We start from the raw sequence: 20,155 nt of genomic DNA, 5'->3' as shown, positions 1-20,155 counted from the left end.
ACTTGACGGGACATAGTGCCGAAAACAAAATTCCTTGACGTCTTTTGTTGAACGGAATAATAGATTAAGCTTTTCGATCTCGTAAGTGATTGGCAGAAGCACCATGCTTACCAGTCTCTTGATTGTTAAGGCTGCCAAACATAACTTCACCAATTACTGACGCAACTAAAATCAAAACAATAATAAAAAATGGTAACATTATAATCACCTCAAAATACAAAAAGCAATCTCTACCTATACAATATTATTAAAAGGGTTCATTTTGCAATTATTTTGTAACATAATTAAGGTTATTTAATAAAATATTAAAAAATAATAATAAAAAAATAAAAGCAACCTATAGAAAGGTGCCTTTATTTCTCAAATATTTAACAGTGATGGGGCGAGCGAGACTTGAACTCGCAACCCTCGGTTTAGAAGACCGATGCTCTATCCAGTTGAGCTACCGCCCCAGACAAAGTCAAGTATATAATTAACAGCTAAGCTTTGTCAATATAGAATAATTAGTTATAAATATTTTGTTAGAATAAAAGCGTCAATTACGTTGACAAAGCGCTTCCAAAGCAACTATACTTTAAATTAGTAGAAGTACGAAAGTGGGAAGGATTTAAGCTGTATATGGAAGGATGATGATTAAATGGCTGCTAATAAGACAGACCCGCGTGTAGTCAAAACACGTAATAGTCTGCGTAAAGCTCTTGTATATCTGATGAGACGCGAAAAGCTTGAAGATATTAGCGTTCAGAAGATTACTGAAACTGCCAACATCACCCGCGGAACTTTCTATCTTCATTATAGGGATAAGCGTGACTTTATTAAGTCTGCTATTCAAGAAATTATTGATGATTTCTTCAACCAGGTAATGATTGATAGCGATTTGTCAAAAGAGCGAACGGTGCAGGTGTTCTCACTACGCAAGGCGTTTCAGTATATCGAAAATGATGCTGATATTTTTGATGTATTATTGAATAATGAAAAGAATAATTTCTTTTATGAACAACTTTACAATCGGTTGGCAAACGAAATGACATACTTTAACGAGCAGGTCAATAAGAACCAGCAATTGGAAGTTCCATTAAATTTGCAGATCTCCTTCATTGGATCAGCATTTTTAGGGCTAGTAAGTCGATGGCTGGAAGATGGCATGATTTACACTCCACGATACATGACTCAAAGCGTGGCGAAAATGTTGGATCAATGCAGCAATAGTAATATTACGCTAGTTGATTTCTTTTATAGCGAAAAAGAAGTCACACTAGAAGAAATTTAGCGCTGCTATTGCTGAAAGGGCTGAAGAATATTCTTCAGTCTTTTTATTTTATAGTTTATTGTTAAGGTGGTTGACGAATAAGTAATTATTTGATATTATACAAACGTTGTATTTGTGAACCAACAACTACAACCGCACGTTACCAAGTTAAAAGCATTATGCTGCTTGGTTCGGCGAGTCTGAGATATTAAGGAGGTGCACAAAGTATGTACGCAATTATTGTTACTGGTGGTAAGCAATACAAGGTAGAAGAAGGTGCTTCTATCTATGTTGAAAAGCTTGATGCTAAAGCAGGTGACAAGGTAACTTTCGACCAAGTTATCTTTGTCGGTGGAGACGACACTAAGATCGGTACTCCTGTAGTTGACGGTGCTTCTGTTGAAGGTACTGTTGACAAGCAAGGTAAGGAAAAGAAGGTTGTTACTTTCAAGTACAAGCCTAAGAAGCACACTCACACTAAGCAAGGTCACCGTCAACCTTACACTAAGGTTACTATCAACAAGATCAACGCTTAATGTGGGGGTGAGATCATGATTCGAGCACATTTTTCTTTAGATTCGAATCATCGGATCACGTCTTTTAAGTTAACTGGACATGCCGATTCTGGACCATACGGTCAAGATATTGTATGTGCAGCAGTATCTGCGTTATCTATTTCGACAATCAATGGTCTTGAACGAGTAGTTCACACTAGGCCACATGTTGAACGGGATAATGCTAATGGAGGCTTTTTAGAAGTTACTAATTTGGATTTGGATCGTGAGAGTCAAATCTTGCTTAGTACCCTCTTAAACGGATTAATTGACATCCAAGAAAGCTATCCACAAAACATTGAAGTAAAAATGTTTAATTAAATTTCATCGCTGGAGGTGAACAACTATGATTATGGATTTGCAATTCTTCTCCCACCACAAGGGGGGTGGTTCCACTGCTAACGGTCGGAACTCAGCTGGTCGTCGTCTTGGTACAAAGGCTGCTGATGGTTCCATCGTAACTGCTGGATCAATCATCTACCGTCAACGTGGTACTCACATCAACCCAGGTGAAAACGTGGGTCGTGGTGGAGATGATACTTTATACGCTAAGGTAGCCGGTGTTGTTAAGTTTGAACGCATGGGTCGTAGTAAGCGTAAGGTATCTGTTTACCCAATCGCTGAATAATACTTTTAATAAGAGGCTGAGAAAAAACTTTTGTTTTCTCTCAGCCTCTACTATTTTAATGAATGATAACAAGATAACGTGGAAAATAACAACAAGGTTCGCGTCTAAGGACGAATGATATCAGCTTATGACATACTTAATCATCGTTTTACCTTAGCCAACCGCCTTGTACTCCCTATCTTGTTTCTGTTCTATTTAGTAGCATAAAGTAAGAACAGAAAATATAGTGATATTAAAGTCGAGTCTTTTCTCGGCTTTTTCTTTAAGCAAAAGACAAGAAAATGGTGGAAATGCTATGACAAGAATTGAACGGCTACAAAAAAAGTTGCCACAACTTTTTATTGATGCAATGTTAGTTACTAATGAAAAGAACATTTTGTATTTAACTGGCTTTGACCTAATGCAGGATGATGGTTTGTTACTAATTACCAGTGAGAATGCAATTTTAATCACTGATGACCGTTATCAGCTAGCCCTTGAAGAGTTTGAAAATGATGAAGTTGTTGGGACAATCACCCGTGATTACTACGGATCCTTAAATAAAATCTGTCAAGGATTAAAAATTGGGGTGCTTGGTTATGAGGATACTATTTCCTATTATTTGTTTGATGTGCTAGATGAAACAATGATAGCAGATATTGTTCCTTTCCATAATCAAATTGAACAAATGCGAATGGCTAAAGAAAGCGTGGAAGTAGATAAGCTTCGCAAAGCTGCTGACCTCCACACTGCAGGTTATCATTATGTTTTAGAAAATATTCGCGCCGGGGTTACCGAACGGCATATAGCAAACATCCTTGACCTATGGATGAAAGAAAATGGCGCAACGACGGCATCTTTTCCGACGATTGTTGCTAGTGGTAAAAACGCAGCTAAACCTCACGCCACCGCTTCGGATAAGGTAATCGAAGACGGTGATATTGTAACTCTTGACTTTGGTTATTATGTTGACGGTTATACTGCTGATATGACGCGAACGTTTGCTGTAGGTTCAATTGATCCAGAACTCCGCGATGTTTACCAAATAGTTAATGAGGCACGACAAGCAGTTATTCAGTCAGCCCATGTTGGTCAACGTGGGGATAAACTTGATGCTGCTGGTCGACAGTTAATTGAAGAAGCTGGTTATGGTGATGAATTTAACCATGGAATGGGGCATGGTATAGGGTTATCTGTGCATGAGTTGCCAGCTAGTTACGGGCCGACTACCCGAAAGATGAAATTGCATAACAATGAAGTAATAACCGTGGAACCTGGTATCTACATTCCAGAAATTGGTGGAGTGCGGATTGAAGATGATATTTTGATAACTCATGGTGGTGTGGAGGTTTTAACGACTGCACCAACAGAACTAATTATTGTAGGTAAATAAATGCAATTGTTAAAACTATATCATAATATCAATAACCAAGGACATGCCGCCATCCAAAGCAATAATGAACAAATTGATCAGCACTTAATTGGGATAAAGAAAGATCATCGTCTGGGACTAACGATTCTCACTTCATTACCAGCGCATGTTTGTCGTAATATTAATATCTGCTTGCAGGAATTTAAGAAACTAGAGCCAGCGCAATATTATTATCCGGCAACGGATATGCATATTACAATCATTGACATAATTGCGGCAAATACTAAATTTTACCTGTCACCATTAGAAAAGAAAAAGTATACTGAAGTTTTAAGTCAGATTATTTCTACAGTTGGAACAATTCATTGGGAACTAAAGGGCATCATTATAAGTCCTAACGCCATCTTGGTAAAGGGCTACTATTCGGACAATTTAATAAAGCTAAGGAATTTAATTCGGCATGAACTACCGCTAAAGGGTTTAATGTTACAAGAACGTTACCCAACTAATTCGGGGCATGTTACAATTGCGCGCTTTACATCCCCGCTCCAGCATCCGCACCAAATTCTTGCCTTACAAGAACAATTTGAAGAGATTGCGTTAGGAAAATTTAGGACTGCAAGCCTCGATTTAGTGGTTCATGATTGGTATAATCATAACTCCCAATTAATTTCAGCAATCTCAATTGATAACTAAATAACCAGGTTGTTGTATTGCATTTCACGCTGACTTAGTGCAAAATAGAAATGATTACTATACAGAAGATAAAATAAATTGGAGGGCTGACGATGGCTGAAGAATCAAAGATTGTTTTAAGTAGTGAAGATCAATCACTCGGGACAATTCAAATTTCGCCACGAGTTTTAGAAATTATTGCGGGAATTGCCGCAAGTGAAATTGATGGTGTCTCAAAGATGTACGGCTCATTTGCTAATAGTGTGAGTGAGCTTTTGGGACGCTCCGACCGCCGACGAGGAGTAAAGCTTTCCAGCAATGATAAAGATTTATCACTTGATGTTGACGTTTATGTGGCATACGGTGTGTCTGTTCCAAAAGTGGCAGCGAAGATTCAAGACAAAGTTAAACAACAGATTACTTTAATGACGGATTTAAAAGTTAAAGAAGTCAATGTTCACATCAAGGGGATTGTAACCGCAAAAGAAGACCAGCAAGTGGATCCTAATGATTTGTTTGGTGAACACTTAGATGATGGGGCTGGTGAATAGAATGAGTTTAAACCGACACATGATTCGTGAGGAAGCTTTTCAAGTTTTATTTGCCTTGCAGTCAGATCCAGAGGCAGATATTCAGACAATTTATGAAGCAATTCCTCATCACGATGAAAAACAAATACCACCTTACTTATTAACGCTAGTAAATGGTGTTCGTGAACATCAAGACCAACTAGATGAACAAATCAATAATTTATTAGCAAGTGGCTGGACTATTGGACGTTTAGCAAAACCTGACCTAGTGATTTTGCGGTTGGCATTATTTGAGATGCAATATGCAGAAAATGTTCCGACAGTTGTGGCAATAAATGAAGCGTTAGAGTTAACTAAGACATTTAGTAGTGATAAATCACGTAAGTTTATCAATGGTGCACTTGGTAAATTTGAAAAACAAGCAAATCTAGATAAGTAAAATGGCGGGCAATGGCATGATACCAATAGCCCACCTTTTTTGTATGACAGCTTTTTTGCGACCAACTATGGTAAAATATAGGTTGAAATTTAAAGGAGGAAGGCACTGTGGCGACGATTATTGACGGACGAGCTCTTGCTAAAAAGATTAATGCGCAAACTCATAAGCGGGTTGCAAAACTAAACCAGCAAGGTATTCATCCAGGAATTGCGGTGGTAATTGCAGGGGATGATTCTGCAAGTCTGATTTATACCCGTAATAAACATAAAAAGGCAATGAAATTGGGAATTAACTCAATTCTTAGAAAATTTCCAAGAGATATTAGTCAAAATGAGTTGTTAGCTGAGATTGATAATTTAAATAAAGATGATTCTATCGATGCAATTTTAGTCCAACAACCCTTGCCACCACAAATTGACCAAAAAACGATCACTAATGCAATTCTTCCTGAAAAGGACGTTGACGGGTTAAATCCGTTGAATCTTGGCAAATTGTTTGCAAATCAAAATACTAACCACCCTATTGCATGTACTCCTCGTGGAATTATGCGAATGCTAAAAGAATATGAGGTTCAGCTAAAGGGCCAAAATGCGGTAATTGTTGGTCGAAGCATTTTGGTTGGTAAACCTTTATTAGCATTATTGAACAATGCAGATGCAACGGTCACAATGGCCGGAAGAAATACAAGGGACCTGACAAAGCTAACACAAACAGCGGATATTTTGATTGTTGCAGCAGGAGTACCGCACCTTATTGGGGCCGCGGATGTTAAAGCAGGTGCAACGGTGATTGACGTTGGGATTAACCGCTTAAGTACCGGGAAATTAACTGGTGATGTTGATTTTGACAGTGTAAAAGAGAAAGCAGGGTTAATTACGCCAGTGCCAGGTGGGGTCGGTCCAATGACAATTGCAACCTTAATGGAGCAAACAGTTGATTTAGCACAATGGAGGCATCATGGATAGAAGCCAATATTTAACAGTTAGCGAGTTAACTAAATATTTAAAAACAAAATTTGATCGTGACCCGTATTTACATACAGTCTATTTAACCGGCGAACTTTCAAATTTTCGGTTACGTCAGCGCCATCAGTACTTTAGCCTAAAGGATGATAATGCGTTAATCGACGCGGTAATGTTTGAACATCAATACCGTAAAATCAAGTTTACGCCAGAGCAGGGAATGAAAGTCTGTGTAGTGGGTCATGTTAGTCTTTATGAAAAAAGCGGCCGTTACCAGATTTATATTGATCGAATGGAACCTGATGGGGTAGGATCACTCTATTTGGCATTTGAACAATTAAAGAAGAAACTAAACGCAGAAGGCTTATTTGATCTGCCTAAAAAGCAAATTCCGCTGTTTCCCAAGCGAATTGCAGTTGTTACTAGTATTGATGGAGCTGTTATTCGCGACATTAATACCACGGTTCGGCGCCGTTATCCAATTGCTCAAGTTGTTTTATATCCAACAGTTGTACAAGGGGATAAGGCAGCAGCAGATATTGCTCGTCAGATTAATCGTGCAAATGAACGAGGAGATTTTGATACCTTAATTATTGGTCGCGGCGGTGGTTCAATAGAGGATTTATGGCCGTTCAATGAAGAAGTTGTTGCCCGTGCAATTGTGGCAAGTAAGATCCCAGTTATCTCATCGGTTGGTCACGAAACTGATACGACAATTGCGGACCTAGTAGCAGATCGCCGGGCTGCCACACCAACCGCAGCCGCAGAATTAGCTACCCCTGTGCAGTTAAATGATGTGTTAATGACAATCAAGGATGACCAGAATCGCTTGTTGAATACAATGCGAACCCAAATTAATTTTGATCGTCAACAGTTAAAAAAACAGCTGCAAAGTTATATTTTTCAGCAACCCACACGGTTATATGAAAATTATGCGCAAAAAGTTGACCAGTTAACCCAGCAACTTGAACAGGTAGCGCACAATACACTTCAAACTACCCAAATTAGGATTGAACGACTTCAGTCTCAGTTAATGGCCCAATCACCATTACACCAAATTCAGCGGCAGGCACAAACTGTTAAACAATTAGAAAAACAATTGATAATGTCAGCAGCGGCAAACCAAAACGATAGGCACCAACAGGTTATGAGCTTAATCAAACAATTGGATTCGTTGAGTCCGCTAAAGATTATGAGCCGTGGTTATACCTATGTAACAAGTGAAGAAAAAGTAGTAAATCACGCCAAACAACTAGCGGTTGGTCAACAGGTTCAATTGCATTTTGATGATGGAGAAGTTCAAGCAGAGATTAAAAGCGTAAAGGAGCACTAATATGGCAACAGAAAAACCAACATTTGAAGAACAATTAACACAACTGCAACAAATTGTAAGTCATTTAGAACAAGGAAACGTCCCACTCGAAGAAGCTTTACAGCAGTTTCAAGAAGGCATAAAACTATCTAAAGAATTACAAGCGAAGTTAACAAGTGCCGAAAAGACATTAGGACACCTGATCGATGATAGTGGTAATGAGAAAGTATACGAAAAACAAAGTGACGATCCAAGCAATAATGGTGGCGGCAACCGTGGTTTTGGCAGTGAGAACGAATAAATTTTAGGAGCGTTAGCGTAGTGGTTACAGCACTTTCAACTTTAAAAGAACAAATTGATAATTACCTTGCCCAGGCATTAGCAGCGGATGTTGACCAAGAAACACTCCTTAATTCGATGCAGTACTCTTTAATGGCTGGGGGAAAACGTCTTCGTCCTGCGCTTACTCTTGCCACTGTTGAGATACTTGGAGGAGAGCTTAACAATGATGTGTTACGAGCAGCAACAGGATTGGAGTTATTGCATACATACTCTTTGATTCATGATGACCTTCCAGCAATGGATAATGATGAATTGCGCCGAGGTAAACCAACTAATCATTGTAAATTTGGAGCAGGTATGGCAACGCTTGCTGGCGATGGGCTGTTAACTCTTGCCTTTCAATGGGTGACTGATAATCACTTATCTGCTACTACGCGGAGCCGGTTAGCACTTGAGCTTGCTAAAGCAGCTGGCCCAGCTGGCATGGTTGCTGGTCAGGCTCGTGATATTGAAGGTGAGCACCAGCAGCTAGACTTAGCACAACTACGCTATTTGCACCGACAAAAAACAGGAGCACTTTTAGAATATGCGGTTCTTGCGGGTGGCATCATAACAGGTCAATCTGATCAGGTGTGTCAGCAGTTAGCGTTATTTGGAGCTAATTTTGGCTTGGCATTTCAAATTTATGACGATTTAATGGACGTTCTTAGCACTACTGAAAAGATGGGTAAAAAAGTTCATAAGGATGCTAATGAACAAAAGAATACTTATCCCGGATTGTTAGGGATTAAAGGGGCTAAGGAACAATTACGAAAAGCTATCGCTGCAGCTGTTAGAACCCAACAACAGCTTGAGCAAATTACTGGTAAATCATTTGCAGGATATGATCAATTTTTAGCATATTTTAAATAAGGAAAAGAGAAAATGAAAAAAGAACGGGTAGATGTGTTATTAGTTCAGCAGGGACTTTTTGATTCACGAGAGCAAGCAAAGCGAGCTGTAATGGCTGGCGAAATCCTCGGAAAAAATAATGAACGATTAGATAAGCCGGGGCAAAAAATACCGATTACAACAACCCTTCATATGAAAGGGAAAAAGATGCCATATGTTAGCCGAGGAGGCTTGAAATTAGCCAAGGCATTAAAAACTTTTGAAATCTCAGTTAAAGACAAAACGGTCTTAGATATTGGTTCATCTACGGGTGGCTTTACAGACGTGATGTTACAAAATGGCGCGAAATTAAGCTATGCTCTTGATGTCGGAACTAATCAGCTAGTATGGCAATTACGTGAAGATCCGCGAGTTGTGGTAATGGAACAAACTAATTTTCGTTACAGTAAGTTAGCTGATTTTACTAGTGGACAACCAGAATTCGCTTCAATTGATGTTTCTTTTATTTCGTTACGTCTTATTTTGCCACCACTAGCTCGTATTTTAAAAATGGGCGGAGAAGTTGTAGCGTTGATTAAACCGCAGTTTGAAGCCGGTAAAGAACATGTTGGTAAAAATGGAATAATTCATGATCATAAGGTTCATCGAATGGTTTTAGAAGAAGTTTTGACCTTTGCTCGTGAAGATCATTTTGATGTTCTAGGTTTAGATTATTCTCCAATTAAAGGTGGTCAGGGAAATATGGAATTTCTTGTTCACCTCCGATTGAGTGAGAAAGAAGGAATTCTTAGCTCAAATGTCGATATTGATAACGTTATTGCTGCTGCTGATGACGATTTAAATCATAAAGAATAATATAGGGATGAATAAATAAATGAAAAAGGCAGAACGACAACAAAAAATACGAGAAATCATAACAAGTGAAAGTATTGAGCGACAAGAAGATCTAGTTGAACGGCTCCGAGAATTAGGATTAACGGTAACGCAGGCTACAATTTCACGCGATATCAAAGATATGCAGCTGATTAAAGTACCCGCAGACGATGGGGGCTATCGTTATGGAATCCCTGCTTACCATCGTCAGGGACATGAAAGTCAATTAGCAGCAACCCTTCATGATAGTTTAGAACAATTGAAGCGTAATAATTGTTTCTTGGCATTAACCGTTCATCCGGGAAATGGTCCAGTAGTCGCGACCTTAATTCGCAAGATGGATTTCCCTACTGTTTTTACGACGATTGGTGATGATGGAAATGTTCTGGTTGTATGTGTATCCGCTGATGCAGCAGTAAAATTAGAAGAAAAACTTAATGCAATGTTGGACTAAGCGAGGTGGTTATCTTTGTTACAAGAATTGACGATTGACAATTTAGCAATTATCAAACATTTAACATTAACATTTGCTAACCAGATGACTGTATTAACTGGGGAAACCGGTGCTGGTAAGTCTATTATTATTGATGCAGTTGGACTATTGGCTGGAGGACGTGGTTCACAGGAATTTATTCGTCGCGGTGAAGAAAAACTGAGTCTCCAAGGACAATTCGCTATTCCAGATGATTCTGATTTTGATGACTTGTTAGATTCGCTTGGGATTAGCCATGAAGATGGCATTTTAATTATCTCTCGAGAGATCCATCGCAATGGTCGCAACACAATACGGGTCAATGGACAATTAATCAATACAACAACATTACGTAAAATTGGCAGTGGACTAGTTGATATTCAAGGACAAAATGAGCATCAGCAATTGATGCAGCCTGAGACGCATTTGGGGATGTTAGACCAGTTTGCGGCTAAAGAAGTCCAACCGTTATTAGCTCAATACCAAATTGAATATCAAGATTATTCTAAGTTAAAAGCCGCGGTAAATAAAAAGCAAGCTAATGAGCAACAATGGGCACAACGTTTGGACATGTTACGTTATCAAGTAAATGAAATTGAAGAAGCTAATTTAAAGGCTAATGAAGAGGAAGAATTAGTGAGTGAACGTGACCGACTAGAACACTTTCAACAAATTAATAACGCCCTTCAATTAGCTGTTACAACCTTCAATGAAGGAGATCAAGCTCCGGTTCTTGACCAAGTTGCGACGGTAATGGATGCTATTAATGCTATTGCTGAATTTGATGATGCATATGATAACCTTAGTAAATCTTTAAGTGATGCTTATTATGCACTACAAGATGTTGCCAACGAAGCAAGCCAGCAGCTTGATATGCTTGAATTTGACGATGAAAGATTGGCACAGATTGAGCAACGATTAACTATAATTGGCGATTTAGAACATAAATATGGGGATACGTTGGCAGAGGTATTAAAATACTATACCAAGATCAAAAAGGAACTTGACTCAATGGAAGCTGCTGCTGATTCTAGTAGTGACTTAGAGCAGCGGCTCTCTGCGGCTGAAGACAAAGTTCGTGAAACAGGACGAAAATTAAGCCAGGTCCGCCAAAAGGCTGCTCATGAATTAGGGAAAAAGGTTCATCAACAATTAAAAGAACTTTATATGGAAAAAGCCGAATTTGAAGTTCACTTTATTAATGAAGGACGCGAACAATTTACGCCAACAGGAATCGACCAAGTAGAATTTTATATTCGAACTAATCCTGGTGAGTCAATGGGACCCTTGGCTAAGATAGCATCCGGTGGCGAACTATCGCGGGTGATGCTTGCATTGAAGACGATTTTTGCTCAAAAGGAAGGAGTCACCAGTATTATCTTTGATGAGGTAGATACTGGTGTTAGCGGACGAGTTGCCCAAGCAATTGCAGATAAAATCAAAGTAATTGCTCACCATTCACAAGTTCTTTGCATTACTCATTTACCACAAGTAGCTGCGGTTGCACAGCATCATTTTCTTATTAAAAAGTCTGTTCATGATGAGCGGACTACTACTCGGGTAACACCGTTAAAAGAAAGTGAACGAGTCGAGGAGCTTGCCCGCATGTTATCTGGTGAAAAGATTACCCACTTAACCAAAGAGCATGCGCAAGAACTTTTAGAGATGGCAAAACAATAAAAATAGGTTCTAGCATAAACTTATTTTCTTAATTTGAATAAGACAATATGCAATAGGCTCCAAAGTTCGAAACCCGAACTCTGGAGCCTATCATGGTTGATTATAAGTTAGCGATGTAACGAATTTGATCAAAGTTAACAACATAGCTTACATTTTGGTTAGTAATAAGATAACGATTAGTATCCGCTAATTTGGCGATATTACCAGTAACATTGACTGGATAACCATCATTATTAATTGGCATTAGCTGAAAGGTAGCTTTAATTTTGTCTTTGATAGCCCGCTTTAAAAATAATTGACGTTGTTCAGCAGGTTGCGGGGTTAATAGACCTTCTTGATTATGAGAAGAATCCTCCTCAAATAAGTTCCGAAGTTTATTACTAATGATTTGTGGCGTAAATTTAAAAAGAGATTTTTGTTCAATTTGCATAATCGCGCCTCCGAACATTCGTTTGTAATTATAGTATACGAACATACATTCAGAAATGCAAGCAAAACGCTCAAACTTTTTTGTTTCACATTTGCTTGATTTAAGTGCTAATCTAGTGCATTATAGTAGTAATACGATTAATTAAATAGGAGCGTTATAATGGCAAATCGTGGAATGTTAATTGTTCTTTCAGGTCCTTCTGGCGTTGGTAAGGGGACCGTTCGAAAGGCCATCTTTGATTCAAATGATAATGATTTTCAGTATTCAATCTCAATGACTACGCGGAAACCGCGACCGGGTGAGGTTAATGGTGTTGACTATTTTTTTGTCAGCAAAGAAGAGTTTGAACACCATATCCAAACCGGTGGAATGCTAGAATATGCTAAGTATGTTGACAATTATTATGGTACCCCATTAAAATATGTTAATGATACGTTAGATTCAGGAAAAGATGTTTTCCTTGAGATTGAAGTTAATGGAGCGATGCAGGTTCGTTCAAAGTGTCCAGATGGTGTGTTTATCTTTTTAACTCCGCCTGACTTGGATGAGCTAAAACAGCGCTTGATTCACCGTGGAACAGATAGTATGGAAGTTATTAACAAACGAATTCATAAGGCATTCGGTGAAATTCAAATGATGCAAAATTATGATTATGCTGTTGTTAATGATGAAGTGCCAAAGGCTGTCGAGAAGATTAAAGATATTATTCGTACAGAACGGCTTCGTGTAACACGGGTTATGCCACGTTATCTTGAAATGTTAGGAGATTCCGAAAAATGATTCTATTTCCATCAGTTGATGAACTACTGAAACACATTGATTCACGTTACTCACTTGTGATGCTTGCTAGTAAGCGTGCTAATGAACTAGACGCTGGGGCAGCACCATTACTTGAACATTATGAGTCCAGCAAGTCTGTTGGTAAGGCGCTTGAAGAAATATTGGCTGGTAAAGTAACGATTGATCCTGATCATACTGAAGACTTACAGGACTAATAATTTACCATAAATAAGCGATAAGGGACTATGACGATTGTTTGTCACTAGCCCCTTTTTAATTCGGACAAGTTTAGTTGATAATAATTAAATGCTATAATCAATTAGAAAAATAATTTGCTTGGGGTGAAAAAATGACACGGATAGCAGTATATTTAACTGGTAGTATTGCCGCGTATAAAGGAATTGAAGTAGTACGGGGACTGCAGAAACAAGGCCATGAGGTACGTGTCGGAATGACAGAGGCCGCTACAAAACTTGTTAATCCTGCAACATTGTTTGCCCTAACAAAAACGCCAGTGCTAACTAGTCTATGGGATGAACATTCAACACCAATCCCGCATATTGAATTGGCTGATTGGACAGAGCTAGCAGTGGTGGTTCCGGCTTCGGCTGATATTATTGCCAAGATGGCAGGTGGAATTGCTGATGATGCAGTATCAACTGCGCTTCTCGCTACTGCAGCCCCAAAGGTAGTTGTTCCGGCAATGAATAATCATATGTGGATGGCGCCAGCAACGCAACGTAATATTTCCTATCTTCAAGAAGATGGTGTAAATGTAATGCTCCCGGCCATTGGGCGATTGGCAGAAGGATATGCCGGGCGAGGAAGGTTACCTGAGCCAATAGAAATTTGTCAATATATAACTGCCTTTTTAGCTGATACTGACCTATTAAAAGATAAGAAAGTAATAGTAACTGCTGGCGGGACACGTGAAAACATTGATCCGGTACGCTTTATTGGCAATCGCTCTTCTGGCAAGATGGGAATTGCAATTGCTAATGCAGCTGCTCATGCTGGTGCAGATGTAACGTTAATTGTAGGTCAAGTTGCCGTTGCTCTCCCCCAATCTCCGCGGATAAAGCTTGTTCATGTCACAACAACGGAAGATCTGTTTAATGCACTTCAAGAATATTTTCCTATCGCTGATGTTTTGATAATGGCAGCAGCTGTGGCTGATTATCGTCCTCTTGAGATTGTCGACCATAAGATAAAGAAAAGTGCGGATAACCACAATTTAAGCTTAGAGCTGACAGAAACGGTCGATGTTTTAAAAAAGATAGCAAGCAGGAAAAGGTCATCCCAATTGGTAGTTGGTTTTGCGGCAGAAACTAATGATTTGCTGCAGAATGCTAACCATAAACTTGCCAGCAAAAATGCCGATATGATTGTTGCTAACAGTGTTGCTGGCCCCCAGAGTGCTTTTGGTAGTGACAACAATCAAGTTACAATTCTTCAAAAAAATCAGGCCCCGCTAAAATGGCCACAGCAATCAAAAAAGCAAATTGCTAATCAACTTATTAAATTGATTAGCACGAAATTAAAGCAAGGTGATTAAATGCCCGAATTGGCGCAAGTAATTGTTGATGTTCCAACAATGCAGACAAATCAACCATATACTTATCAGATTCCGGCAACATTAGAGAAACAAATTCAGGTTGGCGTTCGGGTTGTTGTCCCCTTTGGCAATGGCAGCCGTACTGTTCAGGGGTTTGTTGTTGCGCTTGACCAAGCAACAAGTTATGATGGAGAACTTAAAAAAATCCAAGCAGTAATGGATTTACAACCAGTCGTTAATAATGAATTGTTGGCCCTTAGCAAATGGTTAGCTGATACGACTTATTCTTTCTGGATATCCTGCTTATATACAATGTTGCCAAACTTATTAAAAGCAAAAACTTCGCGGATTGTTCGTATTATTGATGATGTTGATGAGCAAGTTGCATTTGATATTTTTCATGGGCGCGACGAATTAGAAATGGCTGCTGTTCAAGATAAGCCAGCAATCCTTAGCACATTACTTAAGTTGCAGCGAGCGGGAAAAATTACGATCGATTATCAAGTCGAAAATCGTGCGCGTGCAAAAACTGTAACGGGTATTAGCCCGCTTTTAGATTTTGAGCAACTTGAAGAAGAGCGGACTTCGCTTCATCCCAATGCTCATGCGCAGAATCGGCTAATTTCATATTTACAAACAATTTTAGGGCAGGTTGTTAAGCTTAAAGATGCTGAACATGCGACAGGGTTAAAAGCAACAACTTTTAACCAAGGACAAAAAAAGGGGTGGCTGAAGAAAGTTCCGGTAGAAGTTTATCGTAATCCGCTGGGGGTTCAAGCCTCAGTAGATGATCAACATTTAGATTCACCACTTCATTTAAATGCTGAGCAGCAACTTGCTGTTAATGAAATAAATGCAGCAATTGATAAGCATGATTCGCAGACGTTTTTACTTCAGGGAGTAACGGGAAGCGGTAAGACAGAAGTTTACCTCCAAGCAATTGCAAATGCCCTTAAGCAGGGGAAAACGGCATTAATGTTAGTGCCAGAAATATCTCTAACCCCGCAAATCGTTAACCGGGTTCGACGACGATTTGGCTCAAAGGTTGCCGTTCTTCATAGCAGTCTATCTAATGGAGAACGTTATGATGAATGGCGAAGAATTGAGCGCGGTGAAGCACAAGTAGTTGTCGGTGCTCGTTCAGCGATCTTTGCACCATTAAAAAATCTGGGTATTATAATTTTGGACGAAGAGCATGAATCAAGTTATAAACAAGATGAATCTCCTCGTTATCATGCCCGTGAAGTAGCAAAGTGGCGGGGAAATTATAATAATGCACCAGTTGTATTAGGATCGGCAACTCCGAGTTTAGAAAGTCGGGCACGAGCAATCAAAAAGGTTTATCACTTATTGCGCTTGGAGCATCGGGTAAATAAACAGCCGCTCCCACCGATTAAGGTTGTTGATATGCGAGAAGAAGTAAAAAAATACGGTGAAAGCAACTTCTCTCATTCTTTACTAGAAAAATTAGATCAGCGGTTACAAAAGCGCGAGCAAAGTATTTTGATGCTTAATCGCCGCGGTTTTTCTTCGTTTATGATGTGCCGTGATTGCGGAACAGTCTTAAAATGTCCTAATTGTGATATTTCATTAACTCTCCACATGGACACGCACACGATGAAATGTCACTACTGCGGACATGAGGAACCAATTCCTTATGAATGTCCAAGCTGCCATAGCCGAAAAATTCGTTATTATGGTACGGGAACAGAAAAAGTAGAACAAGAACTACACCAACTTTTACCGCAAGCCCGGATTATTCGGATGGATGTTGATACTACTAAGCGGAAGGGCATGCATGCAAAATTATTGCGTCAATTTGGTCAGCACCAAGCTGATATCTTATTAGGGACGCAAATGATTGCCAAAGGGCTTGATTTTCCCAATGTGACACTGGTTGGTGTCTTAAATGCAGATACAGGATTAGGCTTGCCAGATTTTCGCGCGAGTGAGCGGACTTTTGACCTTCTTAGTCAAGTCAGCGGGCGCGCAGGACGAGCAGATAAGCAGGGTGATGTTGTAATTCAGACTTATAATCCTGAACATTATGCGATTCAAGATGCTAAAAAACATGATTATGACCTTTTCTTTAATCAAGAGATGGCTTTGCGTCACCAAGCGGGATACCCGCCCTATTATTACACGGTTCGGCTAATGGCTAGCCATCCTGAAGAAGCACAGGCTGCTAAAGCGATGGCCCAGATTTATGAACAGTTAAAAAAAGGCATATCATCGTCAACTATTATTCTTGGACCAACACCACGGGCAATTGCTCGAATGAAAAGACGTTATTACTACCAAATTGTAATTAAATATAAACAGGATCCGCAGCTTCATAACTTATTATTTGAGATTTTACATGACACTCAGAGTCACGGTTATAAGGATGTTCAAATAAGTATTGATCCTGACCCGCAGTATTTTATGTAAGAGAAAGGATGTCAAAAATGACAACATCAATCGTTTTTATGGGAACACCAGAATTTGCTGTTCCAATTTTAAAAAGTTTAATTGATAATCCAGCATATGATGTTAAGGCTGTGTTAACTCAGCCCGATCACCGTATTGGGCGTAAAAAAACGCTTCATGAATCGCCAGTAAAACAATTAGCGAAGAAATACAATATCGAAGTTTTACAGCCGGCAAAACTAAGTAAAAGCCCAGAAATGGCAAAGATTATTGAATTACAGCCAGATTTAATGATCACGGCTGCATACGGACAGTTCTTACCAACTAAACTACTGGATGCTGCAAAAATTGCGGCAATTAATGTTCATGGTTCTTTATTGCCAAAGTATCGTGGCGGAGCGCCAATTCAATATTCAATTATTAATGGGGATAAAGAAACTGGGGTCTCCATTATGTACATGGTTAAAAAAATGGATGCTGGTGATGTAATTGCACAAAAAGCAATTCCTATCATGCCTGATGATGATAGCGGAACAATGTTTGAAAAGCTTAGCATTTTAGGACGCGACCTGCTTTTAGAGACGTTGCCGAAACTTATTAGCGGGGATGTTAATCCAGTAGCTCAAGACCCAGATAAAGTTATCTTCTCCCCTAATATCAGTAGTGCTGAAGAACAAATTGATTATCATTTACCGGCAAACCTTATTGATGCAAAGGTTCGGGGACTACGACCAGTACCGCTTGGTAATATGATGATCGATGGCTTGCGAACAAAGATTTATGATGTTACGCCATTAAATGAGACAACAACGCTTGACCCAGGGAAAGTAGTTCGAGTTACTAAACATCAACTGGCAATTGCCGCTGGTGATGGAACTGTTTATCAGATCAATAAATTACAGCCGGCGGGTAAAAAAGCAATGGATATTACCGCTTACCTTAATGGCCATCAAAATATCGTTGAGGGAGGACAAGTTGTAACTAATGACTAAATTTCAACCGCAAAATGCCCGTGAATTAGCTTTGACTGCCCTTGAACGCATTGAAAGAAACGGAGCTTACTCAAATCTCCAACTTGACCAATTATTAAAAAAATATCCGTTAGAAGATAAGGATCGCCGGTTGGCAACTAATATTGTTTATGGGGTCTTACAACATAAGTTAACACTTGAATATTGGTTGGATAGCTTTGTTGATGAACGCAAACTTGATCTGTGGGTCAAAATATTGTTACTTTCTGCGATCTATCAGTTTCATTATTTAGAACGTGTTCCTAACTGGGCCGTTACGGATGAAAGCATTAAGATTGCCAAACGTCGTGGAAACCCTGGTATTCGCAAGTTTGTAACTGGTGTATTACATGCAGTATTAAGAAAGGGATTGCCAGCGCTAAATGAAATTAAAGCTACTTCTCAACGTTTGAGTATTCAAAATAGTGTTCCAAAATGGTTAGTTAATGAGCTGCTTACACAATATGGTGAAGAAAACACTGGCAAAATTTTACAATCGATTAATGAGCCAGCCCATCAAGTAGTGCGGGTAAACCTTGCTAAGACGACTGTCCCGGCTGTTAAACAAGCATTGGATAATTTAAAAATTGAATATCATAAAAGTGAGATTGCAATGGATGCTTTAGTCATTACAAAAGGAGAAGTTATCACCTCCGATCTTTTTCGTGATGGAAAAATTACTATTCAAGATGAAAGTGCGATGCTGGCAGTTGAAAGTATGCATATTAAGCCCGCGGACAAAGTTCTTGATGCTTGTGCTGCTCCTGGCGGAAAAACCGTGCAAATCGCCACCTACTTGTCCGCTAATGATGGCGGTACTGTTGAGGCACTTGACATTCATCAGCATAAAGTTAGCCTGATTGAGAAAAATGCGCAACGAATGGGGGTAAGCGATCGAGTAGATGCCTATGCCCTCGATGCCCGAAAAGTTGATGAACGGTTTGAAGATGAAAGCTTTGATAAAATCTTAGTTGATGCGCCATGTAGTGGAATAGGACTATTACGCCGAAAACCAGAAATTCGTTATACCAAACAGCTTGCCGATAGTATGCAGCTGCATAAAATCCAATTGGCAATTTTAAATGCAGTTGCACCAAAGTTAAAAAAAGGCGGTATAATCACATATAGCACGTGTACGATCTTACAACAAGAAAACGATGCAACAGTTGAAGCATTTCTTTCCCAGCATCCAGAATTTGAGTTAGTAAAGACGACAACGACACGTAAAGTTAAAGATAGTCGTCACTCCGCAACGTTAACCATTTTGCCGAGTGACTTTGACTCTGATGGCTTTTTTATTAGCAGCCTTAAGAAGGGACTATAATAAATTGATGAAAGTTGCTTATCAAACAGATATTGGTCACCAGCGCAAGCAGAATCAGGACCGCGTTAATATGTTTACTAATGATGATGGTAACCAGTTAATGGTTATTGCTGATGGAATCGGTGGTAATCGTAGTGGTGATATTGCGGCAGAACATACCGTGACCGTATTGGGAAATCGCTTTAAGGAAAATCCACCGCAAACACCGCTGGAGGGAATTCGCTGGTTTGCACGAGAGACACAGTTAATTAATAATCAAATTTTAACTCAGTCTAAGCGTAATGTTCAGTTACAGGGGATGGGAACCACGATGGTCGCTGCAATTGCATTTAAAAATGCTCTTGTCGTTGCTAATATTGGAGATAGTCGTGGTTACATTTTTCATCAGAACTTATTAACGCAAATAACTATTGATCATTCATTGGTAAATGAATTAGTGAAAACTGGGGATATTTCCGAAGATGAAGCTTTAAAATTACCGCAGAGTAATATTATTACCCGCGCAATTGGCATTTCACCTGACGCTCAAGTTGAAGTAAATCGCTTTGAACTAAACGAAGGCGATCAGTTATTAATGTGTTCTGATGGCTTGTTTAAGACCGTTGAAAAAGACCAGCTCATTGCTGTGCTCAAACAGCCGATTTCGTTGCAGGAAAAATGTACGAAATTAGTAGCAATGGCTAACGATGCTGGCAGTCCAGATAATATTACCGTTCTAATCGGAATTAATAGTGACCAGGAGGGCTAGG

General features: G+C 39.3%; 24 protein-coding genes, 1 tRNA gene and 1 other annotated feature. Of the genes, 22 read left to right on the top strand and 3 right to left on the bottom strand.

The features are described from left to right. Positions 1–64 precede the first annotated feature (64 nt). Both DTK66_RS11100 and DTK66_RS06130 read right to left on the bottom strand, forming a co-directional pair. A complete protein-coding gene (locus DTK66_RS11100) occupies positions 65–199 on the bottom strand; it encodes a hypothetical protein (protein WP_255505073.1) in 135 nt (44 codons plus the stop codon). Between the two features lie 179 nt (positions 200–378). Continuing rightward, positions 379–452, bottom strand: a tRNA-Arg gene (locus DTK66_RS06130). 185 nt (positions 453–637) lie between these two features. Here DTK66_RS06130 and DTK66_RS06125 point away from each other — a divergent pair. From DTK66_RS06125 to recN, 15 genes are all read left to right on the top strand, one after another. Continuing rightward, positions 638–1,270 carry a TetR/AcrR family transcriptional regulator gene (locus DTK66_RS06125; protein ID WP_191668095.1) on the top strand — a complete coding sequence of 211 codons (633 nt, stop codon included), beginning with the start codon at positions 638–640 and terminating at the stop codon, positions 1,268–1,270. 120 nt (positions 1,271–1,390) lie between these two features. Next, positions 1,391–1,461: a sequence feature (ribosomal protein L21 leader region), on the top strand. 15 nt (positions 1,462–1,476) lie between these two features. Further along, the gene (gene rplU / locus DTK66_RS06120; protein ID WP_153930066.1) at positions 1,477–1,785 is read left to right on the top strand and encodes a 50S ribosomal protein L21; all 309 of its coding nucleotides are present in this window, start codon (positions 1,477–1,479) and stop codon (positions 1,783–1,785) included. A gap of 15 nt (positions 1,786–1,800) precedes the next feature. Beyond that, on the top strand, positions 1,801–2,124 hold the full coding sequence (locus DTK66_RS06115; RefSeq protein ID WP_153930067.1) for a ribosomal-processing cysteine protease Prp: 324 nt from the start codon (positions 1,801–1,803) through the stop codon (positions 2,122–2,124). A 25-nt stretch (positions 2,125–2,149) separates the two neighbouring features. After that, positions 2,150–2,431 carry a 50S ribosomal protein L27 gene (gene rpmA, locus DTK66_RS06110; RefSeq protein WP_019252495.1) on the top strand — a complete coding sequence of 94 codons (282 nt, stop codon included), beginning with the start codon at positions 2,150–2,152 and terminating at the stop codon, positions 2,429–2,431. Positions 2,432–2,726: 295 nt separating this feature from the next. Continuing rightward, positions 2,727–3,803, top strand: a complete 1,077-nt coding sequence (locus DTK66_RS06105) for a M24 family metallopeptidase (RefSeq protein ID WP_191668094.1) — start codon at positions 2,727–2,729, stop codon at positions 3,801–3,803. After that, complete coding sequence (locus DTK66_RS06100; protein WP_191668093.1) at positions 3,804–4,478, top strand: 2'-5' RNA ligase family protein; 675 nt, start codon at positions 3,804–3,806, stop codon at positions 4,476–4,478. 92 nt (positions 4,479–4,570) lie between these two features. Next, the gene (locus DTK66_RS06095) at positions 4,571–5,008 is read left to right on the top strand and encodes an Asp23/Gls24 family envelope stress response protein (protein ID WP_153930070.1); all 438 of its coding nucleotides are present in this window, start codon (positions 4,571–4,573) and stop codon (positions 5,006–5,008) included. 1 nt (position 5,009) lies between these two features. Continuing rightward, complete coding sequence (gene nusB / locus DTK66_RS06090) at positions 5,010–5,426, top strand: transcription antitermination factor NusB (protein WP_153930071.1); 417 nt, start codon at positions 5,010–5,012, stop codon at positions 5,424–5,426. A gap of 107 nt (positions 5,427–5,533) precedes the next feature. Beyond that, complete coding sequence (locus DTK66_RS06085) at positions 5,534–6,391, top strand: bifunctional 5,10-methylenetetrahydrofolate dehydrogenase/5,10-methenyltetrahydrofolate cyclohydrolase (protein WP_191668092.1); 858 nt, start codon at positions 5,534–5,536, stop codon at positions 6,389–6,391. Beyond that, a complete protein-coding gene (gene xseA / locus DTK66_RS06080) occupies positions 6,384–7,721 on the top strand; it encodes an exodeoxyribonuclease VII large subunit (protein WP_191668091.1) in 1,338 nt (445 codons plus the stop codon). The genes DTK66_RS06085 and xseA overlap by 8 nt, the downstream gene beginning before the upstream one ends. A gap of 1 nt (position 7,722) precedes the next feature. After that, positions 7,723–8,001, top strand: coding sequence for an exodeoxyribonuclease VII small subunit (locus tag DTK66_RS06075; RefSeq protein WP_153930073.1), 279 nt, complete (start codon positions 7,723–7,725; stop codon positions 7,999–8,001). Positions 8,002–8,021: 20 nt separating this feature from the next. Next, positions 8,022–8,894: a polyprenyl synthetase family protein gene (locus tag DTK66_RS06070; protein ID WP_191668090.1), complete on the top strand. Its 873-nt coding sequence runs from the start codon at positions 8,022–8,024 to the stop codon at positions 8,892–8,894. Positions 8,895–8,906: 12 nt separating this feature from the next. Further along, positions 8,907–9,728, top strand: a complete 822-nt coding sequence (locus DTK66_RS06065; RefSeq protein ID WP_191668089.1) for a TlyA family RNA methyltransferase — start codon at positions 8,907–8,909, stop codon at positions 9,726–9,728. Positions 9,729–9,747: 19 nt separating this feature from the next. After that, complete coding sequence (locus DTK66_RS06060; protein WP_153930075.1) at positions 9,748–10,200, top strand: arginine repressor; 453 nt, start codon at positions 9,748–9,750, stop codon at positions 10,198–10,200. Positions 10,201–10,215: 15 nt separating this feature from the next. Beyond that, a complete protein-coding gene (gene recN, locus DTK66_RS06055; RefSeq protein ID WP_191668088.1) occupies positions 10,216–11,898 on the top strand; it encodes a DNA repair protein RecN in 1,683 nt (560 codons plus the stop codon). A 100-nt stretch (positions 11,899–11,998) separates the two neighbouring features. Here recN and DTK66_RS06050 read toward each other — a convergent pair whose 3' ends face one another. Further along, positions 11,999–12,346, bottom strand: a complete 348-nt coding sequence (locus tag DTK66_RS06050) for a hypothetical protein (RefSeq protein ID WP_153930077.1) — start codon at positions 12,344–12,346, stop codon at positions 11,999–12,001. Between the two features lie 141 nt (positions 12,347–12,487). Between DTK66_RS06050 and gmk the strand changes: the two genes are divergently transcribed. The 7 genes from gmk to DTK66_RS06015 all read left to right on the top strand — a co-directional run bounded on the left by gmk (position 12,488) and on the right by DTK66_RS06015 (position 20,154). Continuing rightward, positions 12,488–13,108, top strand: a complete 621-nt coding sequence (gene gmk / locus DTK66_RS06045; RefSeq protein ID WP_182595293.1) for a guanylate kinase — start codon at positions 12,488–12,490, stop codon at positions 13,106–13,108. Then, positions 13,105–13,323: a DNA-directed RNA polymerase subunit omega gene (gene rpoZ / locus DTK66_RS06040; RefSeq protein ID WP_153930079.1), complete on the top strand. Its 219-nt coding sequence runs from the start codon at positions 13,105–13,107 to the stop codon at positions 13,321–13,323. The genes gmk and rpoZ overlap by 4 nt, the downstream gene beginning before the upstream one ends. A 134-nt stretch (positions 13,324–13,457) precedes the next feature. Beyond that, positions 13,458–14,663, top strand: coding sequence for a bifunctional phosphopantothenoylcysteine decarboxylase/phosphopantothenate--cysteine ligase CoaBC (gene coaBC, locus DTK66_RS06035; protein WP_153930080.1), 1,206 nt, complete (start codon positions 13,458–13,460; stop codon positions 14,661–14,663). Next, on the top strand, positions 14,664–17,093 hold the full coding sequence (gene priA, locus DTK66_RS06030; RefSeq protein ID WP_191668087.1) for a primosomal protein N': 2,430 nt from the start codon (positions 14,664–14,666) through the stop codon (positions 17,091–17,093). 17 nt (positions 17,094–17,110) lie between these two features. Next, a complete protein-coding gene (fmt, locus tag DTK66_RS06025) occupies positions 17,111–18,064 on the top strand; it encodes a methionyl-tRNA formyltransferase (RefSeq protein WP_191668086.1) in 954 nt (317 codons plus the stop codon). After that, positions 18,057–19,406 carry a 16S rRNA (cytosine(967)-C(5))-methyltransferase RsmB gene (rsmB, locus tag DTK66_RS06020; RefSeq protein WP_191668085.1) on the top strand — a complete coding sequence of 450 codons (1,350 nt, stop codon included), beginning with the start codon at positions 18,057–18,059 and terminating at the stop codon, positions 19,404–19,406. The genes fmt and rsmB overlap by 8 nt, the downstream gene beginning before the upstream one ends. A gap of 7 nt (positions 19,407–19,413) precedes the next feature. Beyond that, positions 19,414–20,154, top strand: a complete 741-nt coding sequence (locus DTK66_RS06015; RefSeq protein ID WP_191668096.1) for a Stp1/IreP family PP2C-type Ser/Thr phosphatase — start codon at positions 19,414–19,416, stop codon at positions 20,152–20,154. The last annotated feature ends 1 nt before the right edge of the window (position 20,155 follow it).

Origin of the sequence: Limosilactobacillus walteri, assembly GCF_014830205.1 — a bacterium.
Lineage (GTDB): Bacteria > Bacillota > Bacilli > Lactobacillales > Lactobacillaceae > Limosilactobacillus > Limosilactobacillus walteri.
This window is presented reverse-complemented; position numbering and strand designations above follow the sequence as displayed.